Annotated in this window: 16 protein-coding genes and 4 tRNA genes; 14 read left to right on the forward strand and 6 right to left on the reverse strand. The window is 66.5% G+C overall.

The annotated features are described in order from the left end of the window. Window positions 1-9 precede the first annotated feature (9 nt). Window positions 10-741 (forward strand): HAD family hydrolase, encoded by a 732-nt coding sequence (locus BM013_RS22130; protein ID WP_093129795.1) that lies wholly within the window; start codon window positions 10-12, stop codon window positions 739-741. A 14-nt stretch (window positions 742-755) separates the two neighbouring features. Here BM013_RS22130 and BM013_RS22135 read toward each other — a convergent pair whose 3' ends face one another. Beyond that, window positions 756-1,061: an NIPSNAP family protein gene (locus BM013_RS22135; protein ID WP_093129796.1), complete on the reverse strand. Its 306-nt coding sequence runs from the start codon at window positions 1,059-1,061 to the stop codon at window positions 756-758. Window positions 1,062-1,188: 127 nt separating this feature from the next. On the opposite strand from BM013_RS22135, the gene BM013_RS22140 reads away from it, so the two are divergent. Then, complete coding sequence (locus BM013_RS22140) at window positions 1,189-1,830, forward strand: LysE family translocator (RefSeq protein WP_093129797.1); 642 nt, start codon at window positions 1,189-1,191, stop codon at window positions 1,828-1,830. 30 nt (window positions 1,831-1,860) lie between these two features. On the opposite strand, the gene BM013_RS22145 is transcribed toward BM013_RS22140, so the two are convergent. Genes BM013_RS22145 through hpnC form a run of 4 tightly spaced genes read right to left on the reverse strand, consistent with a single transcriptional unit; the run spans window position 1,861 to window position 5,192 of the window. Further along, on the reverse strand, window positions 1,861-2,169 hold the full coding sequence (locus tag BM013_RS22145) for a hypothetical protein (protein WP_093129798.1): 309 nt from the start codon (window positions 2,167-2,169) through the stop codon (window positions 1,861-1,863). 4 nt (window positions 2,170-2,173) lie between these two features. Next, entirely contained in the window at window positions 2,174-3,436 is a 1,263-nt protein-coding gene (gene hpnE / locus BM013_RS22150) for a hydroxysqualene dehydroxylase HpnE (RefSeq protein WP_093129799.1), read from the reverse strand. A gap of 2 nt (window positions 3,437-3,438) precedes the next feature. After that, on the reverse strand, window positions 3,439-4,278 hold the full coding sequence (gene hpnD, locus BM013_RS22155) for a presqualene diphosphate synthase HpnD (protein ID WP_093129800.1): 840 nt from the start codon (window positions 4,276-4,278) through the stop codon (window positions 3,439-3,441). After that, window positions 4,275-5,192 (reverse strand): squalene synthase HpnC, encoded by a 918-nt coding sequence (hpnC, locus tag BM013_RS22160; RefSeq protein WP_093129958.1) that lies wholly within the window; start codon window positions 5,190-5,192, stop codon window positions 4,275-4,277. Before hpnC ends, hpnD begins: the two co-directional genes overlap by 4 nt. A 153-nt stretch (window positions 5,193-5,345) precedes the next feature. Here hpnC and BM013_RS22165 point away from each other — a divergent pair, with 153 nt between their 5' ends. The 4 genes from BM013_RS22165 to BM013_RS22180 all read left to right on the forward strand — a co-directional run bounded on the left by BM013_RS22165 (window position 5,346) and on the right by BM013_RS22180 (window position 11,906). Continuing rightward, window positions 5,346-7,190, forward strand: coding sequence for a potassium transporter Kup (locus BM013_RS22165; protein WP_093129801.1), 1,845 nt, complete (start codon window positions 5,346-5,348; stop codon window positions 7,188-7,190). Window positions 7,191-7,318: 128 nt separating this feature from the next. Beyond that, window positions 7,319-8,527 carry an efflux RND transporter periplasmic adaptor subunit gene (locus BM013_RS22170; protein WP_093129802.1) on the forward strand — a complete coding sequence of 403 codons (1,209 nt, stop codon included), beginning with the start codon at window positions 7,319-7,321 and terminating at the stop codon, window positions 8,525-8,527. After that, window positions 8,524-11,718, forward strand: coding sequence for an efflux RND transporter permease subunit (locus BM013_RS22175; protein WP_093129803.1), 3,195 nt, complete (start codon window positions 8,524-8,526; stop codon window positions 11,716-11,718). Before BM013_RS22170 ends, BM013_RS22175 begins: the two co-directional genes overlap by 4 nt. A 101-nt stretch (window positions 11,719-11,819) precedes the next feature. After that, window positions 11,820-11,906: transfer RNA gene (locus BM013_RS22180), tRNA-Leu, on the forward strand. A 94-nt stretch (window positions 11,907-12,000) separates the two neighbouring features. Here the strand turns inward: BM013_RS22180 and BM013_RS22185 are convergent. Continuing rightward, complete coding sequence (locus BM013_RS22185; RefSeq protein WP_093129804.1) at window positions 12,001-12,963, reverse strand: hypothetical protein; 963 nt, start codon at window positions 12,961-12,963, stop codon at window positions 12,001-12,003. A gap of 269 nt (window positions 12,964-13,232) precedes the next feature. On the opposite strand from BM013_RS22185, the gene tig reads away from it, so the two are divergent. The 8 genes from tig to BM013_RS22225 all read left to right on the forward strand — a co-directional run bounded on the left by tig (window position 13,233) and on the right by BM013_RS22225 (window position 20,264). Then, complete coding sequence (gene tig / locus BM013_RS22190; RefSeq protein WP_093129805.1) at window positions 13,233-14,549, forward strand: trigger factor; 1,317 nt, start codon at window positions 13,233-13,235, stop codon at window positions 14,547-14,549. A 117-nt stretch (window positions 14,550-14,666) separates the two neighbouring features. Beyond that, window positions 14,667-15,275: an ATP-dependent Clp endopeptidase proteolytic subunit ClpP gene (gene clpP / locus BM013_RS22195; protein WP_093129806.1), complete on the forward strand. Its 609-nt coding sequence runs from the start codon at window positions 14,667-14,669 to the stop codon at window positions 15,273-15,275. Between the two features lie 137 nt (window positions 15,276-15,412). Next, window positions 15,413-16,678 (forward strand): ATP-dependent Clp protease ATP-binding subunit ClpX, encoded by a 1,266-nt coding sequence (gene clpX / locus BM013_RS22200; protein WP_093129807.1) that lies wholly within the window; start codon window positions 15,413-15,415, stop codon window positions 16,676-16,678. A gap of 23 nt (window positions 16,679-16,701) precedes the next feature. After that, window positions 16,702-19,143: an endopeptidase La gene (gene lon, locus BM013_RS22205; RefSeq protein WP_093129808.1), complete on the forward strand. Its 2,442-nt coding sequence runs from the start codon at window positions 16,702-16,704 to the stop codon at window positions 19,141-19,143. A 64-nt stretch (window positions 19,144-19,207) separates the two neighbouring features. Beyond that, window positions 19,208-19,283, forward strand: a tRNA-Gly gene (locus BM013_RS22210). Between the two features lie 61 nt (window positions 19,284-19,344). After that, a tRNA-Cys gene (locus tag BM013_RS22215) sits at window positions 19,345-19,418 on the forward strand. A 98-nt stretch (window positions 19,419-19,516) separates the two neighbouring features. Further along, window positions 19,517-19,608 (forward strand) — tRNA-Leu (locus tag BM013_RS22220). Window positions 19,609-19,628: 20 nt separating this feature from the next. Further along, window positions 19,629-20,264 (forward strand): DUF6806 family protein, encoded by a 636-nt coding sequence (locus BM013_RS22225; protein WP_093129809.1) that lies wholly within the window; start codon window positions 19,629-19,631, stop codon window positions 20,262-20,264. The last annotated feature ends 20 nt before the right edge of the window (window positions 20,265-20,284 follow it).

The following is a 20,284-nucleotide window of genomic DNA, read 5'->3' on the forward strand; positions in this document are numbered from 1 at the left end:
TTCTCGGGCATGACTTCCGCTTCCCCGGCGCCCGCAGACTTCGCGCCCCTCGACCTGAAACGCATCTCGGCGATCTCGCTGGACCTCGATGACACCCTCTGGCCGATCTGGCCGACCATCGAACGCGCCGAAGGCGTGCTGCAGGCCTGGCTGCTGCGCGAGGCGCCCAAGACGGCCTCGCTGCTGCTGACCCCGGGCATCCTGCGCGAGCTGCGCGAAGCGACCGCCAAGGAACGCTCCGACCTCGCGCACGACCTGAGCGCGCTGCGCCGCGAATCGATCCGCACCGCGCTCAGGCGCGCGGGCGAAGACCCGGCGCTGGCCGACCCGGCCTTCGACGCTTTCTTCGAGGAACGCCAGCGCGTCACGCTGTACGACGACGCGCTGCCCGCGCTCAAGTGGCTCAGCGAACGCTACCCGCTGGTGGCGGTGTCCAACGGCAATGCCGACATCCACCGCACCGGCGTCGGCCGCTGGTTTCGCACCGCGTTCAATGCGCGCGCTTTCGGCAGCGGCAAGCCGCAGGCCCCGATCTTCCGCGCAGCGGCCGCCTCGGTCGGCCTCCTGCCGAAGGACGTGCTGCACGTGGGCGACGACGCCGAGCTCGACGTGGTCGGCGCGCTCAACGCCGGCATGCAGGCGGCGTGGCTGGTGCGCGACGAGCGGCCGTGGGTGCACGGCGCGCGGCCGCAGCTGATCGTGCCCAACCTGCACGCGCTGTGCGTGGCGCTGGGCGCCTGAGCTTCAGTCGACGCTCACTTGAAGACCGGCCGGAAGAAGCTGCGTTCGTAGCTGACGATGCAGCGGGTTTCTTCCGCATAGCGGAAAGCGGCCTGGCAGTCGGCGTCCTGCATCGAGTCGATGCGGTACTGCTCGTAGGCGGCCAGGCTGGGGAAGGTGAACATCGCCAGCGCCACGTTGTTGCTGCCTTCCGACGGCAGGAAGTAGCCGTGGTGCTGCCCGCCGAACTTCTCGACCAGCGGGATCCAGAGCTTGCCGTAGTGCTCGAATTCCTTGAGCTTGTAGGCGTCGACGATGTAGCGCAGGTAGCAGGTGACCATGGGGTGTTCGGGCTTGCTTTTGGGGTTTATCGGCACGGGATCTGCGGCGATCCGCGGGGCTGACTATAGTTTCAGCCCGACCCCCGGCTTCAACCGCAGCGGCCCCGCGCCGCGCAGGACACCCCAAGTGCATTTCTCCAACTGGCTCATCTTCTGCGGCGTGACCTTGCTGGTCGCGTTCACCCCCGGTCCCGCGGTGCTGCTCGCCGTGTCGACCTCGATGGCCGTGGGCCCGCGCCGCGCAATGATCAGTTCGCTGGGCAACGCGATGGGCCTGTTCATGGTGTCCGCCGCCGCAATGGCCGGCCTGGGCGTGGTGCTCTCCACCTCGGCCCATGCCTTCATGGTGCTCAAGGTGGCCGGCGCGGCCTACCTGATCTACCTGGGCATCAAGCAATGGCGCAGCCAGGGCAGCGTGTTCGCCGACCTGCAGGGCTCGCCGACGGGCGCGGCGCCGCGCTCGAGCTGGCGGCTGTTCGGGCATGGCCTGACGGTGGCGCTGACCAACCCCAAGGGCATTCTTTTCTTCTCGGCGCTGTTCCCGCAGTTCCTCACGCAGGACGCGCCCATCCTCACGCAGTTCGCGGTGCTGACGACCACCTTCGCCATGGCCTCGGTGCTGTCGCACGCGTTCTACGTGCTGCTGGCGCGGCTGCTGCGCAAGCAGCTGTCGGACCCGCGGCGCACGCGGCTGTTCAACAAGGTGTCGGGCGGCGCGTTCGTGCTGCTGGGGCTGAGCCTGCTGCGTCTGCGCAACAAGACGGCCTGAACGGACTGACCGGCCTGAAGTTCTGGCGCTTCAGTCGAGCGCGAACTGTTCGCGCAGTGCCGCGCAGAAAGACTCGGTGCCGCTCAGGGAGAGCGTGACGGTGTCGAAGCGCGGGTTGTCCTCGCGCGTTTCCTGCAGGTCGAAGTCCCAGGTCGCGCCTTCGTCGAGCGCGCCGCGCGCATGTGGGAACGTGGCTTCGGCCCAGGCCAGCACTTGCGCGATCTCGGCCTGCACCTCGGGTGTCTTGTCGGGCGGGGTCGAGGCCATCGCGTCGAAGGTGCCGTGGCCTTCGGTGTCTTCGCTGTAGTCGAAGTCGAGGTAGCGCAGTTCGGTCGTCATGGGGTCAATGCCTTGGCAATGCGTTCGCGGCCGCCAGCCCGCTGAGCACGGCGCCTTCGAGCGTGGCGGGGTAGGGGCCTTCGGTGTAGTCGCCGCAGGCTTGCAGGCCGGGGGCGATGGTCGAGGACGGTCTGGCCAGTCCGGGCGTGCACGCGAAGGTGGCGCGCTTCTCGACCACGGTCTGCACGAGCTGAAGGTTCTTCTGGCCTAACTGGGCAGCGGCTTGCGCGATCACTTGTTCTTCGAGCACTTCGCGCGATGCCTCGTTGGCGCTGATGACCATCGCCAGCACGCCCTGCATGCCGCCGAGCTGGCCACGGTCGAACGCGAACTGCGCGGGCGCCGTGGCCGGATGGCTGCGCAGCGCGAGCATCGGTTCGGCGAGCGGCGAGGCGCCGCGCACGTAGACGGTGGCAATGGCTTCGAAGCGCAAGGCTTCGGTGGTCTTGCACCAATCGTCTGCGGGCAGGCCCGACGCGCGGACCAGGCGCGCCGCGTCCCACGGGGCGCAGGCCAGCACCACCTGGTCGAAGACGTCCTCGTCGACCCGCCATTGCCCGGCCTCGGGCGAAATCGCACGCACGCGCGCGCCGATGCGCACGGCGGCGCGATGCGCCGTCAGCCATCGGAGCGCCGCGTCGGGCAGCAGCGCGCCGAGGTCGGCGCGCGGCAGCAGCAGGTCGGCACCGCCGCTGCCGCTGAACAGCGCGTCGTTCAGCACGCGCAGGAAGACCCGGCCGCTCGATTGCCCGACGGGTGTGTTGAGCGCGGAGACGCACAGCGGCTCGATCAGCTCCTGCATCACGCGCGGCGAAAGGCCGGCGCACAGCTCGGCAACCGTGGTGGTGCCGGCGCAGCGAAAGCCCGCGAGCCGCCACCGGATGGCGGTGCGCAGCAGCGACGACTTGTCGCGCCAGGTCCAGCCGCGCGCCGTGAAGATGCCCGCGAGCAGGTCGAACGGCGCCGGCAGCCGCGGCAGCTTGAGCCCGCCGCCGTCGGCAAAGCGCAGCGAGAGCGGCAGCCGCAGCAGCGCGCTGTCGACATCCACGCCGACGTCGCGCATGAGCTTCAACGTGGCGGTGTACGCGCCGATCAGGATGTGCTGGCCGTTGTCCAGTGCCATGCCGTGCATGTTGTCGACACGGCGCGCCCGGCCGCCCGGCATGGGCGCGGCTTCGAACAGGGTGACGGCATGGCCCAGTCGCGTGGCCTCGACCGCGCAGGCCAGGCCGGCCCAGCCGGCGCCGATGACGGCCGTCTTCTTCAAGCTCAGATCCGCCCGAGCGCCTGAACCTTCCAAGCCAGCCACAGCTTGCGAACGGGCGTGAGGCTCACGCGCTGGTTCAGCACCTGGAAGTCGTCGCGTTCGATCTCGCGCAGCAGCGTGCGGTAGATGCTGGCCATCATCAGGCCGGGCTTCTGCGTGCGGCGGTCGGCCAGCGGGAGCAGGGACAGGGCTTCGTCGTAGGCCGCATGGGCACGCGCGGCCTGGAACTTCATGAGCGCCACGAAGCGCTCGGAGTGCACGCGGTTCAGGATCTCGTGCGCCTTCACGTCGAACTTCTGCAGCTCGTTCACCGGCAGGTAGATGCGCCCGCGCAGCGCGTCTTCACCCACGTCGCGCAGGATGTTGGTGAGCTGCAGCGCCAGGCCCAGCTTGTGGGCGTAGGCGGTGGTCTGCGGGTCGGTCTGGCCGAAGATGCGCGCCGCGACTTCGCCGACCACGCCGGCCACCAGGTGGCAGTAGCGCGCGAGGCCGGGAAAGTCGAGATAGCGGGTCTGGTCCAGGTCCATCTGGCAGCCGTCGATCACCTCGTGAAGCTGGCGCGCCTCGATGCCGTAGGCGGCGGCGTGCGGCATCAGCGCCTGCATCACGGGGTGGCGCGGGGTGCCGGCAAAGGCCTGGGCCACCTCGGTGCGCCACCAGGCGAGCTTGGTGGCGGCCACGCCGGGGTCGGTGACCTCGTCGACCACGTCGTCGACTTCACGGCAGAACGCATAGAACGCCGTGATCGCGGCGCGGCGCGGCTTGGGAAGAAACAGGAAGGCGTAATAGAAACTGCTGCCCGAGGCGGCGGCCTTGTCTTGCACGTATTGCTCGGGGGTCATCGGGGAGGCGCTGCTTTCATGGGCCGCCATTGTCTCCGCATCCGCATGGCCTTCCAGAGCAGCACGGGCGCGTCGAACTTGCCGACGGTGGGGCGTTGCGAGAAGGTGTCGAAGCCCAGGTCGTCGATCTTGTCGAGGATGCGCAGGCCGCCCTGCACGACCAGGCGCAGCTCCCAGCCCATGCGGCCCGGCAGCCGGTGCACCAGGGGCGCGCCCTCGGTCATGAGTTCGCGCGCCCAGTGCGACACGATTGCTATCAAATTAATAGCTTCCTGCGGAGGCGGGGCGTGCGAGAGCGGCTCGAATACCTTGAAATTCTCGGGGCTCAGCCTGCGCCGGGCGCAGTCGGTCAGCGGAAAGTAGAAGCGCCCGCGCGGCAGGTCGACGCTCGGGTCCTGCCAGAAGTTGATGAGCTGCAGCGCGCTGCAGATGGCGTCGCTCTGCGCCAGCGCTTCGGCGTCGTGCACGCCGTAGAGATGCAGCAGCAGCCGGCCGATGGGGTTGGCGGAGCGGCGGCAGTAGTCGAGCAGCTCGGCCCGGTCGGCGTAGGTGCCGCGGTCGCGCGTCTTCTCGATGTCCTGCATGAAGGCGCTCAGCAGGTCGGCCAGCAGGTCTTCGGGCAGGCCGTGGCGGGCGATGCTGTATGCGAGCGGGCCGAACACGTGCGGCCAGCGCGAGCCGGGGAGGGCTTCGCCCCGCGCGGCGGCGGCGAGCTCCTCGCGGTAGGCGCGCAGCTCGGCCAGGCGCTCGCCGGGCGAGGCGCTGCCTTCGTCGGCGATGTCGTCGGCGGTGCGCGCGAAATGGTAGATCGCGGCGATGGGCGGGCGCAGGTGCGGCGGGCACAGCCACGAGGCGACCGGAAAGTTCTCGTAATGCGCCGGCGGGGCGGCAAGGTGGGGGGGAGTGGCGGACACGCGACGATTGTCAGCGACGAGGCGGTGCCCCGGCACTATGCTCGCAGCCTTGCCACTAAGAACTTCCGCTTCATGAAAGCATCCGCTGCGGCCTCCGGATCCCAGGTTTCATCGGCGTACGGCGAGGCGGCGCACCCGGCGGGGCCCACGCTCATGATCGCGGCGCTCGGCGTGGTGTTCGGCGACATCGGCACGTCGCCGCTCTATGCCTTCAAGGAGACGATGAATCCCGAGCATGGCATTGCGTTCTCGCCCGATTCGGTGCTGGGGCTGCTCTCGCTGATCTTCTGGGGGCTGATGTTCGTGGTGACGCTGAAGTATGTGGTGTTCGTGCTGCGCGCCGACCACGACGGCGAAGGCGGCATCCTGGCGCTGCAGGCGCTGGCCCGCAGCGCGGTGGCCGGGCCCAGGACGAAGCCGTGGGTCTGGAACGCGATCGGCCTGCTGGGCCTGGTGGGCGCGGCCATGTTCTACGGCGACAGCCTGATCACGCCGGCCATCTCGGTGCTGTCGGCGGTCGAGGGGCTGGAGGTGCAGGCGCCGGTGTTGCAGCGCGCGGTGCTGCCGATCACCGTGGTGATCTTGATCGCGCTGTTCGCGGTGCAGAAGAAGGGCACGGGCGTGGTCGGCAAGGTGTTCGGGCCCGTCATGCTGCTGTGGTTCCTGGTGCTGGCGGTGGCCGGGCTGTGGCAGGTGCTGCAGCAGCCGCAGGTGCTGGTGGCGCTCGACCCGCGCCGGGCGGTGGGCTTCCTGTTCGAGCACCGGGCGCAGTCGCTGGCGGTGCTGGGCGCAGTGTTCCTGGCGTTCACGGGCGGCGAGGCGCTGTATGCCGACATGGGGCACTTCGGGGCCAAGCCGATCCGCCTGGCGTGGCTCTTCATCGCGCTGCCGGGGCTGGTGCTGAATTACTTCGGCCAGGGTGCGCTGGTGCTGGGCAACCCGGCGGCCATCGACAACCCGTTCTTCCGGCTCTTTCCGTCCTGGGGCGTGCTGCCGATGGTGGTGCTGGCCGCCATGGCGACGGTGATCGCCTCGCAGGCGGTGATTTCGGGTGCGTTCTCGCTCACGGCGCACGCCATGCGCATGGGCTACCTGCCGCGCATGCGGGTGATCCAGACCTCGGGCACGGCCATCGGGCAGATCTACGTGCCGACCGTGAACTGGCTGCTGATGGTGGGCGTGCTGCTGCTGGTGCTGGGCTTTCGCAGCTCGGGCGCGCTGTCGGCGGCGTACGGCATTGCGGTGTCGATCACGATGGTGACGACCACGCTGCTGGCCGGCATCGTGGCCTGGGGGCTGTGGCGCTGGAACAAGGTGGCGGTGGCGGTCGGCGTGGCCGCCTTCGCGGTGGTCGACCTGACCTTCGTGCTCGCCAACAGCCTGAAGATCGCCGAGGGCGGCTGGCTCACGCTGGCCGTGGCGGCGGGGGTGATGGTGCTCTTCACCACCTGGGCCAAGGGGCGCCGGCTCGGGCTGGAGGCCGCCGCGGCCGAGAGCCTGCCGCTGCGGCCCTTCATCGAGTCGCTGGCGCAGCACATGCCGCACCGGGTGAGCGGCACGGCGGTGTTCCTGAACCCCGACGCCACCGCGGTGCCGCATGCGCTGCTGCACAACCTCAAGCACAACCAGGTGCTGCACGAGCAGGTGATCGTGCTGCGCGTGCTGGCCTGCGACACGCCGCGCGTGGACGCGCGCATCCGCATCGAGGCCGAGCAGCTGATGGAAGGCATCTGGGTGGTCACGGCGCGCCACGGCTTCATGGAGCGGCCCGACGTGCCGGAGTTCATCCGCATCCTGGCGTACCAGAAGACGCTGGCCATCGACTCGATGAAGACCTCGTACTTCGTCTCGCGCGCCTCGGTGGGCGAGGAAAACCTGCCGGGGCTGAACCCGATCCGGCGGGCGCTGTTCGGCTCGCTGCAGCGCAACGCGGGGCGGGCGTCGGACTACTTCGAACTGCCCGACAACCGGCTGGTGGAGATGGGCCAGCGCACCTGATCCAGGGGTGTTTCGGCGGGCCGGACCGGCCCTAGTGACCGGCGGGTCATTGACAGTGTTTAACGTTTACCCTAGATTACTAACCAGTGGGTCAGTAATGATCCGGTTCGTCCTTTTTAGGGTGTCTCATGACCGCCTCCGCCGTTCTCCGTTCCCGTGCCCGCAGCGCCGCATGGCTGCTTCTTCCAGCCGTATCCGCCATTTTCCTGGCCGGCTGCTCGCCCAAACCCGCGGCCGAGGACCCCGTTCGCGCGGTCAAGTTCGTGACCGTGGGCACCAGCGAATTCGACGCCCAGCCCGAGTTCTCGGCCGAGGTGCGCGCGCGTGTCGAGTCGCGCCTGGGCTTCCGCGTGGCGGGCAAGATCACGCGCCGCCAGGCCGAGCTCGGCCAGCGCGTGCAGGCCGGCCAGGTGCTGGCCCAGCTCGATCCGCAGGACTACAAGCTCGCCACCGAAGCCGCGCGCGCCCAGCAGGCCGCCGCGCTCACCAACCGTGACCTGGCCGCCGCCGACCTGAAGCGCTACGCCGAGCTGCGCCAGCAGAACTTCATCAGCGGCGCCGAACTCGAGCGCCGCGAAACCACCTGGAAGGCCGCGCAGGCCCAGCTCGAACAGGCGCAGGCGCAGCTCGCCTCGCAGGGCAACCAGGCCAACTACACGACGCTGGTGGCCGACGTGGCCGGCGTCATCACCGCCATCGAGGCCGAGCCCGGCCAGGTGGTGCAGGCCGGCACGCCGGTCGTGCGCATCGCCCAGGACGGCGCGCGCGACGTGGTGTTCGCGGTGCCCGAAGACCGCGCCACGCTGATCAAGACCGGCACGCCCGTCACGGTGCGCGGCTGGTCGGGCGGCGACGAGCTGCAGGGCCAGGTGCGCGAAGTGGCGGCCAGTGCCGACGCGGTCACGCGCACGTACTCGGTCAAGGTCGCGATCGACGCGGCCACCTCGCCGCCGCTGGGCGCCACCGTCTACGCGCGTCCGCAGGCGCTGGCCCACGCCAGCACCGCGGTGATGAAGCTGCCGACCAGCGCACTGCGCCAGGAAGGCAAGGGCTCGGCCGTGTGGGTGCTCGACAAGGCGACCATGACGGTGCGCTCGCAGCCCGTGCAGGTGGCCACCGCCGACGGCAACGAGGCCGTGATCGCCTCGGGCATCGCGCCCGGCATGATGGTCGTGGCCGCGGGCGTGCATGTGCTGCAGCCGGGGCAGAAGGTCACCATCTACCAGTCGAAGGAGGCGGCCGCGGCCGCCGCCAATGCGAGCGCGAAGGACTCGGCCCAGCCGGTCACCGCCGTCGCCGCGACGAACAAGGAGATTGCAGCGGGTGCCGGCAAATGAGCGGCGGCGCGGCAGATCCCTCCGACAAGCCTTCGGGCTTCAACCTCTCCAAATGGGCGCTGGACCACGCGCCCCTCACGCGCTACCTGATGGTGGTGCTGATGGTGCTGGGTGCCTTCGCGTACTTCCAGCTCGGCCAGGACGAAGACCCGCCCTTCACCTTCCGTGCGATGGTGGTGCGCACCTACTGGCCCGGCGCCACCGCGCAGCAGGTGGCCGAGCAGGTCACCGACAAGCTCGAGCGCACGCTGCAGGAAGCGCCGTACGCCGACAAGATCCGCAGCTACTCCAAGCCGGGCGAGTCGCAGATCATCTTCAACATCAAGGACTCGTCGAAGTCCACCGAGGTGGCCAACGTCTGGTACACGGTGCGCAAGAAGATCGGCGACATGCGCGCCACCTTGCCCGCCGGCGTGCAGGGCCCGTACTTCAATGACGACTTCGGTGACGTCTATGGCGTGATCTACGCGCTGGAAAGCGAAGGCTTCAGCTACGCCGAGCTGAAGACGCTGGCCGACGACGTGCGCCAGCAGCTGCTGCGCGTGAAGGACGTGGCCAAGGTCGATCAGTTCGGCGTGCAGGACGAGAAGGTCTACATCGAGATCTCGCAGAAGCGCCTGGCGCAGCTGGGGCTCGACTTCAACGCGGTGCTGTCGCAGCTCGGTTCGCAGAACGCGATCGAGAGCGCCGGCACCATCCAGTCGCCGCAGGACGTGGTGCAGGTGCGCGTGGCCGGCCAGTTCACCAGCGTCGACCAGCTGCGCGACATGCCCATCCGCGGCAGCTCCGGCAACCAGCTGAAGCTGGGCGACATCGCGGACATTCGCCGCGGCTACGTCGACCCGCCGGCGGTGAAGGTGCACCACCAGGGCAAGGAAGTGATCGCGCTGGGCGTGTCCATGGCCAAGGGCGGCGACATCATCGCGCTGGGCAAGGCGCTGAAGGCCACCACGACCACCATCGACCAGCGCCTGCCGGCCGGCGTGAAGCTGGCGCAGGTGCAGGACCAGCCGGTGTCGGTGGCCAGCTCGGTCAACGAGTTCGTGGGCGTACTGATCGAGGCCGTGGCCATCGTGCTGGCGGTGAGCATCATCTCGCTGGGCCTGCACAAGGGCGGGCGCTTCGGCTGGTACATCGACATGCGCCCGGGGCTGGTGGTGGCCATCACCATTCCGCTGGTGCTGGCCGTGACCTTCCTGGCGATGAACTACTTCGGCATCGGGCTGCACAAGATATCGCTGGGGTCGCTCATCATCGCGCTGGGCCTGCTGGTGGACGACGCGATCATTGCGGTCGAGATGATGGTGCGCAAGATGGAAGAGGGCTACGACAAGGCCCGCGCCGCCACCTATGCCTACGACGTGACGGCCAAGCCGATGCTCACGGGCACGCTCATCACGGCGGCGGGCTTCCTGCCGATCGGGCTGGCCAAGTCGGTGACGGGCGAATACACCTTCGCGATCTTCGCGGTGACGGTGATTGCGCTGGTGCTGTCGTGGATCGTCTCGGTGTACTTCGTGCCTTACCTCGGCACGCTGCTGCTGAAGGTGAAGGCGCACGACCCCGATGCGCCCCCGCACGAGCTGTTCGACACGCCGTTCTACAACGCCTTTCGCCGCACCGTGAACTGGTGCGTGCAGCACCGCTGGATGACCATCGGCGCCACCGTGCTGATCTTCGCGCTGGGCATCGTGGGCATGGGCAAGGTGCAGCAGCAGTTCTTCCCGGACTCGAGCCGGCCCGAGATCCTGGTGGACATCTGGTTCCCCGAAGGCACCTCGTTCGCGGCCAATGAAGAAGTGGCCAAGCGCGTGGAGAAGCGCTTCATGGAAGAGGCCGGCGTGAACACGGTCAGCACCTGGATCGGCTCGGGCGTGCCGCGCTTCTACCTGCCGCTGGACCAGGTGTTCCCGCAGACCAACGTGTCGCAGCTCATCGTGCTGGCCAAGGACCTGAAGGTGCGCGAGACGCTGCGCCTGAAGCTGCCGCAGGTGCTGGCGCAGGAATTCCCCGAGGTGCGCGGGCGCGTCAAGCTGCTGCCCAACGGGCCGCCGGTGCCGTACCCGGTGCAGTTCCGCGTGATCGGCACCGACCCGGCGCAGCTGCGCGGCCATGCCGACGAGGTGAAGGCCGTGCTGCGCGAGAACGCCAACATGCGCGGCGTGAACGACAACTGGAACGAGTCGGTGAAGGTGATCCGCCTGGAGATCGACCAGGCCAAGGCACGCGCGCTGGGCGTGACCAGCCAGGCCATTGCACAGGCGTCCAAGACCATGTTCAGCGGCACCACCGTGGGCCAGTACCGCGAGAACGACCAGCTGATCGACATCGTGCTGCGCCAGGCGCCCGACGAGCGCCAGGCCATCTCGGACATCGGCAACGCCTACATCCCGACCAGCTCGGGCCGTTCGATTCCGCTCACGCAGATCGCCAAGCCGGTGTTCACCTGGGAGCCGGGCGTGATGTGGCGCGAGAACCGCGACTACGCCATCACCGTGCAGGGCGACGTCATCGAGGGCCTGCAGGGCGCGACCGTGACGGCGCAGCTGCTGCCCAGGCTGCGCGAGCTGGAGGCCGGCTGGGCCGCGGCCGGGCAGGGCGGCTACCGCATCGAGGTGGCCGGCGCGGTGGAGGAAAGCAGCAAGGGCTCGGCCTCGATCGTGGCGGGCGTGCCGATCATGCTGTTCCTGGTGTTCACGCTGCTGATGCTGCAGCTGCACAGCTTCAGCCGCTCGCTGCTGGTGTTCATCACCGGGCCGATGGGCATTGCCGGCGTGGCCGGTGCGCTGCTGCTGTTGAACCGGCCGTTCGGCTTCGTGGCGCTGCTGGGCGTGATCGCGCTGATGGGCATGATCCAGCGCAACGCGGTGATCCTGATCGACCAGATCGAGCTCGACCGCGCGGCGGGCGTGCCGGCGTGGGACGCGATCGTGGAGTCGGCGGTGCGGCGGCTGCGCCCGATCGTGCTGACGGCCGCGGCGGCGGTGCTGGCCATGATCCCGCTGTCGCGCAGCGTGTTCTGGGGTCCGATGGCCGTGGCCATCATGGGCGGGCTGATCGTGGCGACCGTGCTGACGCTGCTGGCCTTGCCGGCGATGTACGCGGCGGCCTTCCGCGTCAAACGCGAAACGGGTGAGCCAAGTCGACCGAAGGCGTTGCCCGGTCCGGAAGCGGCCCCGATTAGTGTTTAAAATTGAAAGCTGACCGATTTCAAGCGGATGGTCTTTGGCCCATGCAACTTCATGGCGCAAAGAGGCCGTCCGCTTTTGCATTCACCTGAAAGATTGGCATCGCGCGGGTGGCGAAATTGGTAGACGCACCAGGTTTAGGTCCTGACGTTCGCAAGAACGTGCCGGTTCGAGTCCGGCCCCGCGCACCAGCCCTGCTAAGTAGCCCGTTCTATCGAGCAGTGACGAAGCCCCCGTTTCGAAAGAGACGGGGGCTTTTTCTTTTCTTTTTCTTTGGGCGGGGCTTTACCAGTCGCTGTTGTCGCCACCACCACCACCGCTGCTGCTGCCGTCGTCCCACGAACTCGTGTCGGTGATGCCGAAGTCGTTGTCGACGATGCGCTCGGGCGCTTGATCGGAGGCGGATGACGAGGAAGGCCAGAGGCTGCGGCCCATCTCGTTGTTGCCGCTGTTGCCGCTGTCGGCGACGTGGGAGGTGTCGTTGCGCTCCGTGGTGTCCGACCTGTTGTTCATCCAGTGACGCACGGCCTCCTGGGCCACGACCGCGCCGACGCCCACGGCCGCGCCGGTGGCCAGCGCCGAGCCCAGGCCCATGCCGGGCGCCGCTGCGGGAGGGGCCGCGGGTGTCCAGTTGCGGCCCGGCGCGTAGCTGCCGTAGCCGCTGCCTGGTCCGCTGGGCCCACCTTGCGCGCCTGGTGCAGGGCCGTACGACGAAGCTTGCGCTGCGGGCGCAGCCACCTTGCGGCGGAAGGCCAGGTACCCCACGGCCAGCAGCCCCACCAACGCGATGGGCAGCCACGGTGTCGACCCGGTCCTGGTCTTGGACTCGGTCTGCAGCGGTGCGGGTGCGGGCGTGCTCGCGCGTGAAGGCTCGGTGCGGGTCGCAGCGGCCGCGGGCTTGTCGAGCTTGCGGGTCAGCCGCTCGACGGCTTCGGGTTTGGCGAAAGACAGGTCGGGTGCGAGTTTTCTGGCTTCTGCCAATGCGCTCCGAGCGCCGTCGAGCTTGCCTTGCGCCGCGAGCAGCTCAGCTTGCACGAAATGCGCTTTCGCGCTGTTGGGGTGGTCCTTCAGCACCTTCGCGATCATGGTGTCGGCGTCGGCCATCCGGCCGCCGTTCGCGGCCTCGTAGATCTGCTGGATGGTGGGTTCTTTCGAGGCCGGCGCGTCGGTGGCGGCTTGCGCCAACGAGGGCATGCCGAATGCGATGACAAGGGTGAAGGCGAGGGCGGTGAAGAGTCGCTGAAGCATGGTTTTTCCTGCGCGTTCCTGCGAAGAAGGAACGAATCGGAACCGACTTTACGGCTGGAATATTGGCCAAACCTGACCGTCGTTCGCCGCGAGACAGGGCCCCGTGAAAACCCGCTTTTCCGCCAGATTAGAATCGCGGGTTGCCCAGTTTTGCAGGCGGCACGTGTGTGCCTCCGCATAAATCCCGCTAGCGCGTGTAAGTCCTTGATCTGTATTGATAAAAAACGATGCAGGCCCCGCGCACCCAGCCCCCTTACCAGGAAGACATCATGACCGTGACCGTTGAAACTCTCGAGAAGCTCGAACGCAAGATCACGCTGACCCTGCCGGTCGGCACCATCCAGTCCGAAGTCGATTCGCGCCTCAAGAAGCTCGCGCGCACCGTCAAGATGGACGGCTTCCGTCCCGGCAAGGTGCCGATGAACGTCGTGGCCCAGCGCTACGGCTACTCGGTGCACTACGAAGTCATGAACGACAAGGTCGGCGAAGCCTTCTCGCAAGCCGCCAACGAAGCCAAGCTGCGCGTGGCCGGCCAGCCCCGCATCACCGAGAAGGAAGAGTCGCCCGAAGGCGAACTGGCCTTCGACGCGGTGTTCGAAGTGTTCCCCGAAGTCAAGATCAACGACCTGTCGACCGCTGAAGTCGAGAAGCTGTCGGCCGAAGTGGGCGACGACGCCATCGACAAGACGCTGGACATCCTGCGCAAGCAGCGCCGTACCTTCGCCCAACGCGCACAAGATGCCGTGGCACAGGACGACGACCGCGTGACCGTCGACTTCGAAGGCAAGATCGACGGCGAGCCCTTCCAGGGCGGCAAGGCCGAAGACTTCCAGTTCGTCGTCGGCGAAGGCCAGATGCTCAAGGAATTCGAAGACGCCGTGCGCGGCATGAAGTCCGGCGACAGCCGCACCTTCCCGCTGTCGTTCCCGGCCGACTACCACGGCAAGGACGTGGCCGGCAAGCAAGCCGACTTCCTCGTGACCGTGAAGAAGATCGAAGCTTCGCACCTGCCCGAAGTCAACGAACAGCTCGCCAAGTCGCTCGGCATCGCCGAAGCCACGGTGGAAGGCCTGCGCGCCGACATCAAGCGCAACCTCGAGCGCGAAGTGAAGTTCCGCCTGCTGGCGCGCAACAAGAACGCCGTGATGGACGCGCTGGTGGCCAACGCCGAGCTCGACCTGCCGAACGCCAGCGTGCAGAGCGAAGTGAGCCGCATGGTCGAAGGCGCCCGTGCCGAGCTGAAGCAGCGCGGCATCAAGGACGCCGACAAGGCGCCGATCCCCGACGAAGTGTTCCGTCCGCAAGCCGAGCGCCGCGTGCGCCTGGGCCTGGTGGTGGCCGAGCTGGTGCGTGCCAACAACCTGCAGGCCAAGCCCGAGCAGATCAAGGCCCACATCGACGAGCTGGCCGCCAGCTACGAAAAGCCGGCCGACGTGGTTCGCTGGTACTTCAGCGACAACAACCGCCTGGCCGAAGTCGAAGCCGTGGTCATCGAGAACAACGTGACCGACTTCGTCCTGGGCAAGGCCAAGGTCAACGAAAAGTCGGTGTCGTTCGACGAGCTGATGGCGCAACAGCAAGGCTGATTTCCGTCGCTGCCCGCAACGCCAATGGGGCTTGTGCTTTGCGGCACGAGCCCCATTTCACTCAGGCGTACAGTGCAAACAAGCAGCGAACGACCTCATCTTCCGGAAAGAAAATTCATGATCGCAAACGAAATTCAAGGCCTCGGCATGGTTCCGATGGTCATCGAGCAATCGGGCCGCGGCGAGCGGTCTTACGACATCTACTCGCGCCTCCTCAAGGAGCGCATCATTTTCCTGGTGGGCGAGGTCAACGACCAGACGGCCAATCTCGTGGTGGCACAGCTGCTGTTCCTCGAGAGCGAGAACCCGGACAAGGACATTTCGTTCTACATCAACTCGCCCGGCGGCAGCGTGAGCGCCGGCATGGCGATCTACGACACCATGCAGTTCATCAAGCCGGACGTGTCGACCATGTGCCTGGGCTTCGCGGCCAGCATGGGCGCCTTCCTGCTGGCGGCCGGTGAGAAGGGCAAGCGCTTCTCGCTGCCCAACTCCAAGATCATGATCCACCAGGTGCTTGGCGGCGCACGCGGCCAGGCCACCGACATCGAGATCCATGCGCGCGACATCCTGCGCACCAAGGACCAGATGAACCGCATCCTGGCCGAGCGCACGGGCCAGCCGCTGGAAAAGGTCAAGTCGGACACCGAACGCGACTACTTCCTGACCGCCGACGAAGCCAAGGACTACGGGCTGGTCGACCAGGTCGTGGCCAAGCGCGGTTAAAGCCATCCAGGCAGCCGGCACGGCCCAGGCCGCCTGGCGCTGAGGGCGCCAAATGGCAAAAAACGGCGTTTTCCACACGGGAAACGCCGTTTTTCTTTCGTTATCATTGTCCACACCCTGTCACGAGGCAAAAGTCCATGGCCGAAAAAAAAGGCTCTTCCAGCGAAAAAACGCTTTATTGCTCGTTCTGCGGCAAGAGCCAGCATGAGGTCAAGAAGCTGATCGCGGGCCCTTCGGTCTTCATCTGCGACGAGTGCATCGACCTCTGCAACGAGATCATCCGCGACGAGCTGCCCGCGGGCGAGGAAGCGCGCGATGCGCGCAGCGACCTGCCGACACCGCTGGAGATCAAGACCAACCTCGACAACTACGTGATCGGCCAGGAGCCGGCCAAGCGCATGTTGTCGGTGGCCGTCTACAACCACTACAAGCGCCTTCGCCACAAGGAAAAGGCCAAGGGCGAGGATGTGGAGCTCAGCAAGAGCAACATCCTGCTGATCGGCCCCACGGGCTCGGGCAAGACGCTGCTGGCGCAGACGCTGGCGCGCATGCTCGACGTTCCGTTCGTGATGGCCGACGCCACCACGCTGACCGAAGCCGGCTACGTGGGCGAAGACGTCGAGAACATCATCCAGAAGCTGCTGCAGAGCTGCAACTACGAGGTGGAACGGGCCCAGCGCGGCATCGTCTACATCGACGAAATCGACAAGATCTCGCGCAAGTCCGACAACCCCTCGATCACGCGCGACGTGTCGGGCGAGGGCGTGCAGCAGGCCCTGCTGAAGCTCATCGAAGGCACCATGGCCAGCGTGCCGCCCCAGGGCGGGCGCAAGCACCCGAACCAGGACTTCCTGCAGATCGACACGACCAACATCCTGTTCATCTGCGGCGGCGCGTTCGCCGGCCTGGAAAAGGTCATCGAAAACCGCACCGAGGCCTCGGGCATCGGCTTCGGTGCCGCGGTGAAGAGCAAGGCGCAACGCAGCATCACCGAGGTGTTCCGCGAAGTCGAGCCCGAAGACCTGATCAAGTTCGGCCTGATCCCCGAACTCGTGGGCCGCATGCCCGTGGTCGCCTCGCTCGCCGAACTCAGCGAGGACGCACTGGTGCAGATCCTGACCGAGCCGAAGAACGCCGTGGTCAAGCAGTTCACTAAGCTGCTGCAGATGGAGGGCGTGGACCTCGAGATCCGCCCGGCGGCGCTCAAGGCGATCGCGCGCAAGGCGCTGGCCCGCAAGACCGGCGCACGCGGCCTGCGCTCCATCCTTGAACAGTCGCTGATCGACACCATGTTCGAATTGCCGAACGCGACCAATGTCGACAAGGTGGTGGTCGAGGAATCGACCATCGACGAAAACAAGCCCCCGCTGCTCGTGTACCGCGAAGCGGCGAAAAAGGCCTAAAGCCAAAGACGCGAAGGATCTGCATGTCTGGCCACACCCCATTGCCTCCCGAAGCACTCGACCTGCCGCTGCTGCCGCTGCGCGACGTCGTGGTGTTTCCCCACATGGTGATCCCGCTGTTCGTGGGTCGTCCCAAGAGCATCAAGGCGCTCGAACTGGCCATGGAAGCGGAACGCCGCATCATGCTGGTGGCCCAGAAGGCCGCCGCCAAGGACGAGCCCTCGGTCGAGGACATGTTCGAAGTCGGCTGCGTCTCGACCATCCTGCAGATGCTCAAGCTGCCCGACGGCACCGTGAAGGTGCTGGTCGAAGGCCAGCAGCGCGCGCGCGTCAACCGCATCGATGACGGCGAGACCCATTTCTCGGCCAACGTGACGCCCGTGGCGGTGTCCGAAGGCAGCGAGAAGGGCACCGAGGTCGAAGCACTGCGCCGCGCCGTGATGCAGCAGTTCGACCAGTACGTCAAGCTGAACAAGAAGATTCCGCCCGAGATCCTGACCTCGATCTCGAGCATCGACGACCCGGGCCGCCTGGCGGACACCATCGCCGCGCACCTGCCGCTCAAGCTCGACAACAAGCAGGCCGTGCTCGACCTCGACGACGTCAAGGCACGCCTGGAGAACCTGTTCGGCCAGCTCGAGCGCGAGGTCGACATCCTGAACGTCGACAAGAAGATCCGCGGGCGCGTGAAGCGCCAGATGGAAAAGAACCAGCGCGACTTCTATCTCAACGAGCAGGTCAAGGCCATCCAGAAGGAACTCGGCGAAGGCGAAGAGGGCGCGGACATCGAGGAGATCGAGAAGAAGATCAAGCTCGCCAAGATGTCCAAGGAAGGCCTGAAGAAGGCCGAGGGCGAGCTCAAGAAGCTCAAGCTCATGTCGCCCATGTCGGCCGAAGCCACCGTGGTGCGCAACTACATCGACGTGCTCATCGGCCTGCCGTGGAGCAAGAAGACCAAGATCAAGCACGACCTGGCGAATGCCGAAGCCGTGCTCAATGCCGACCACTACGGCCTCGAGAAGGTCAAGGACCGCATCCTTGAATATCTCGCGGTGCAGCAACGTGTCGACAAGGTGAAGGCACCCATCCTGTGCCTCGTGGGCCCACCGGGCGTCGGCAAGACCTCGCTGGGGCAGTCGATCGCCAAGGCGACCGGCCGCAAGTACACCCGCATGGCGCTGGGCGGCATGCGCGACGAAGCCGAGATCCGCGGCCATCGCCGCACCTACATCGGCGCGCTGCCGGGCAAGGTGCTGCAGGGGCTGAGCAAGATCGGCACGCGCAATCCGCTGTTCCTGCTCGACGAAATCGACAAGCTGGGCACCGACTTCCGTGGCGATCCATCGAGCGCGCTGCTCGAAGTGCTCGACCCGGAACAGAACCACACCTTCGGCGACCACTACGTGGAAGTCGACTTCGACCTGAGCGACGTGATGTTCGTCGCCACCTCGAATTCGATGAACATTCCGCCGGCGCTGCTGGACCGCATGGAAGTCATCCGCCTCTCGGGTTACACCGAGGACGAGAAGACCAACATCGCGATCAAGTACCTGCTGCCCAAGCAGATGAAGAACAACGGCGTGAAGGACGAGGAACTCGCCGTCACCGAAGAAGCCGTGCGCGACATCGTGCGCTACTACACGCGTGAAGCGGGTGTGCGTTCGCTGGAACGCGAGCTGTCCAAGATCTGCCGCAAGGTGGTGAAGGGCCTGCTGCTGAAGCAACTCACGCCGAAGGTCACGGTCGACGGCAAGAACCTCAACGACTTCCTGGGCGTGCGCAAGTACAGCTTCGGCCTCGCCGAGAAGCAGAACCAGGTCGGCCAGGTGGTCGGTCTCGCGTGGACGGAGGTCGGCGGCGATCTGCTGACGATCGAGGCGGTGACCATGCCCGGCAAGGGCGTGATCAGCCGCACCGGTTCGCTGGGCGACGTGATGAAGGAATCGGTCGAGGCCGCGCGCACCGTGGTGCGCAGCCGCTCGCGCCGCCTGGGCATCAAGGACGAGGTGTTCGAGAAGCGCGACATCCACATCCACGTGCCCGACGGCGCCACGCCGAAGGACGGCCCGAGCGCGGGCGCGGCGATGACGACGGCCTTCGTGTCGGCGCTCACGGGCATCCCCGTGCGCAGCGACGTTGCGATGACCGGCGAGATCACGCTGCGCGGCGAGGTGACGGCCATCGGCGGCCTGAAGGAAAAGCTGCTGGCCGCGCTGCGCGGCGGCATCAAGACCGTGCTGATTCCCGAAGAGAACGCCAAGGACCTGCAGGACATTCCCGAGAACGTGAAGAACGGCCTCGAGATCGTGCCCGTGAAGTGGATCGACAAGGTGCTCGAGATCGCTCTGGAGAAAATGCCCGAGCCGCTGTCCGACGAAGAGGTGGCCGCATCGGCTGCTGCCGTGGCCGAACTGGCCAAGCAGCGTGCCGGCGCACCGGCTGCGGGCGGTTCGGTCAAGCATTGATCGAATTCGAGTCGCAAGACTTGTGAAGCCTCGAAATATTGGTATATAATTCGAGGCTCGAAACGCGGGAATAGCTCAGTTGGTAGAGCGCAACCTTGCCAAGGTTGAGGTCGAGAGTTCGAGACTCTTTTCCCGCTCCAGTTTTGAAAAAGGGAAGCGTCAGCTTCCCTTTTTTTCGCTAGTTCGATTTCGTATTTGCGTGGCGCGATAGCAAAGCGGTTATGCAACGGATTGCAAATCCGTCTAGCCCGGTTCGACTCCGGGTCGCGCCTCCACCTTCTCGTTCAACTAGATTCGACCCGACTTCCAGGCCCCGCCAACCCATGTTGCCGGGGCTTGTTTTGTTTGGGTTATCGTCGATGTTCAACCTGACGCCCGGATGGTGAAATTGGTAGACACATCGGACTTAAAATCCGCCGCTTCCTTAATCGGGGCATACGGGTTCGACCCCCGTTCCGGGTACCAAACTTACAAGGGAGCATTCGATGCCTCGCTACAACGCTCCATTTGAAATTCATGTGCACGGCGATGTGCCGTTGCGGTCCGATGTGACCTTCGACCAGATCCAGGAGGCGCTCAGTCCCCTGTGGAAATACGCCGGCGCCAAGTCGCTGGCCGATGGCGCCACGAGCACCTACGAAGAAGAACCCGGCATCCGTTTCGAGCAGAAGGACCATACGCTGCAGATCTGCTGGACCGTGCCGGGCGACGAAGACTTCCGCCAGGCGCTCGACGAGATGTGCATGGGCCTGAACGAGCTCTCCGACCGCGGCGCGGCCATCGAGGTCACCTTCTACGACACCGACTTCGACGAGGAAGAGGGCGACCCTGAAGAAGAGTCGCGCGACGACTTCCTGATGCTGTTCGTCGGCCCCAACCCCGCCGCGATCATGCAGGTGCAGCGCGACCTGCTGGTGGAAGACGTCGTGAACCTCATGGAGCGCCACTTCGACGGCGCCGAGCTGGGTGGCGTGGTCGCCGAGATCGATCGCCTCTTCAGCGACCGTTTCGACGCGCTGGTGAACTCGCTGGAGATCGGCAAGCGCCCGCGCGGCACGGGTGGTTCCGGCGGCAGCGGTGGCGGCCATGGCGGCGGCCGCCGTCCGCGTCACCTGCACTGACCCTTCCACCCCCGCGAGAA

This window comes from Variovorax sp. OK605, assembly GCF_900115445.1.
Taxonomy (GTDB): domain Bacteria; phylum Pseudomonadota; class Gammaproteobacteria; order Burkholderiales; family Burkholderiaceae_C; genus Variovorax.

Excerpts from the sequence above, each read along its gene's own strand:
- BM013_RS22130 (WP_093129795.1), top strand. The coding sequence starts at position 10 with ATGACTTCCGCTTCCCCGGCGCCCGCAGACTTCGCGCCCCTCGACCTG.
- BM013_RS22135 (WP_093129796.1), bottom strand. The coding sequence starts at position 1,061 with ATGGTCACCTGCTACCTGCGCTACATCGTCGACGCCTACAAGCTCAAG.
- BM013_RS22145 (WP_093129798.1), bottom strand. The coding sequence starts at position 2,169 with ATGACGACCGAACTGCGCTACCTCGACTTCGACTACAGCGAAGACACC.
- hpnD (WP_093129800.1), bottom strand. The coding sequence starts at position 4,278 with ATGACCCCCGAGCAATACGTGCAAGACAAGGCCGCCGCCTCGGGCAGC.
- BM013_RS22165 (WP_093129801.1), top strand. The coding sequence starts at position 5,346 with ATGATCGCGGCGCTCGGCGTGGTGTTCGGCGACATCGGCACGTCGCCG.
- BM013_RS22170 (WP_093129802.1), top strand. The coding sequence starts at position 7,319 with ATGACCGCCTCCGCCGTTCTCCGTTCCCGTGCCCGCAGCGCCGCATGG.
- BM013_RS22175 (WP_093129803.1), top strand. The coding sequence starts at position 8,524 with ATGAGCGGCGGCGCGGCAGATCCCTCCGACAAGCCTTCGGGCTTCAAC.
- BM013_RS22185 (WP_093129804.1), bottom strand. The coding sequence starts at position 12,963 with ATGCTTCAGCGACTCTTCACCGCCCTCGCCTTCACCCTTGTCATCGCA.
- tig (WP_093129805.1), top strand. The coding sequence starts at position 13,233 with ATGACCGTGACCGTTGAAACTCTCGAGAAGCTCGAACGCAAGATCACG.
- clpP (WP_093129806.1), top strand. The coding sequence starts at position 14,667 with ATGATCGCAAACGAAATTCAAGGCCTCGGCATGGTTCCGATGGTCATC.
- clpX (WP_093129807.1), top strand. The coding sequence starts at position 15,413 with ATGGCCGAAAAAAAAGGCTCTTCCAGCGAAAAAACGCTTTATTGCTCG.
- lon (WP_093129808.1), top strand. The coding sequence starts at position 16,702 with ATGTCTGGCCACACCCCATTGCCTCCCGAAGCACTCGACCTGCCGCTG.
- BM013_RS22225 (WP_093129809.1), top strand. The coding sequence starts at position 19,629 with ATGCCTCGCTACAACGCTCCATTTGAAATTCATGTGCACGGCGATGTG.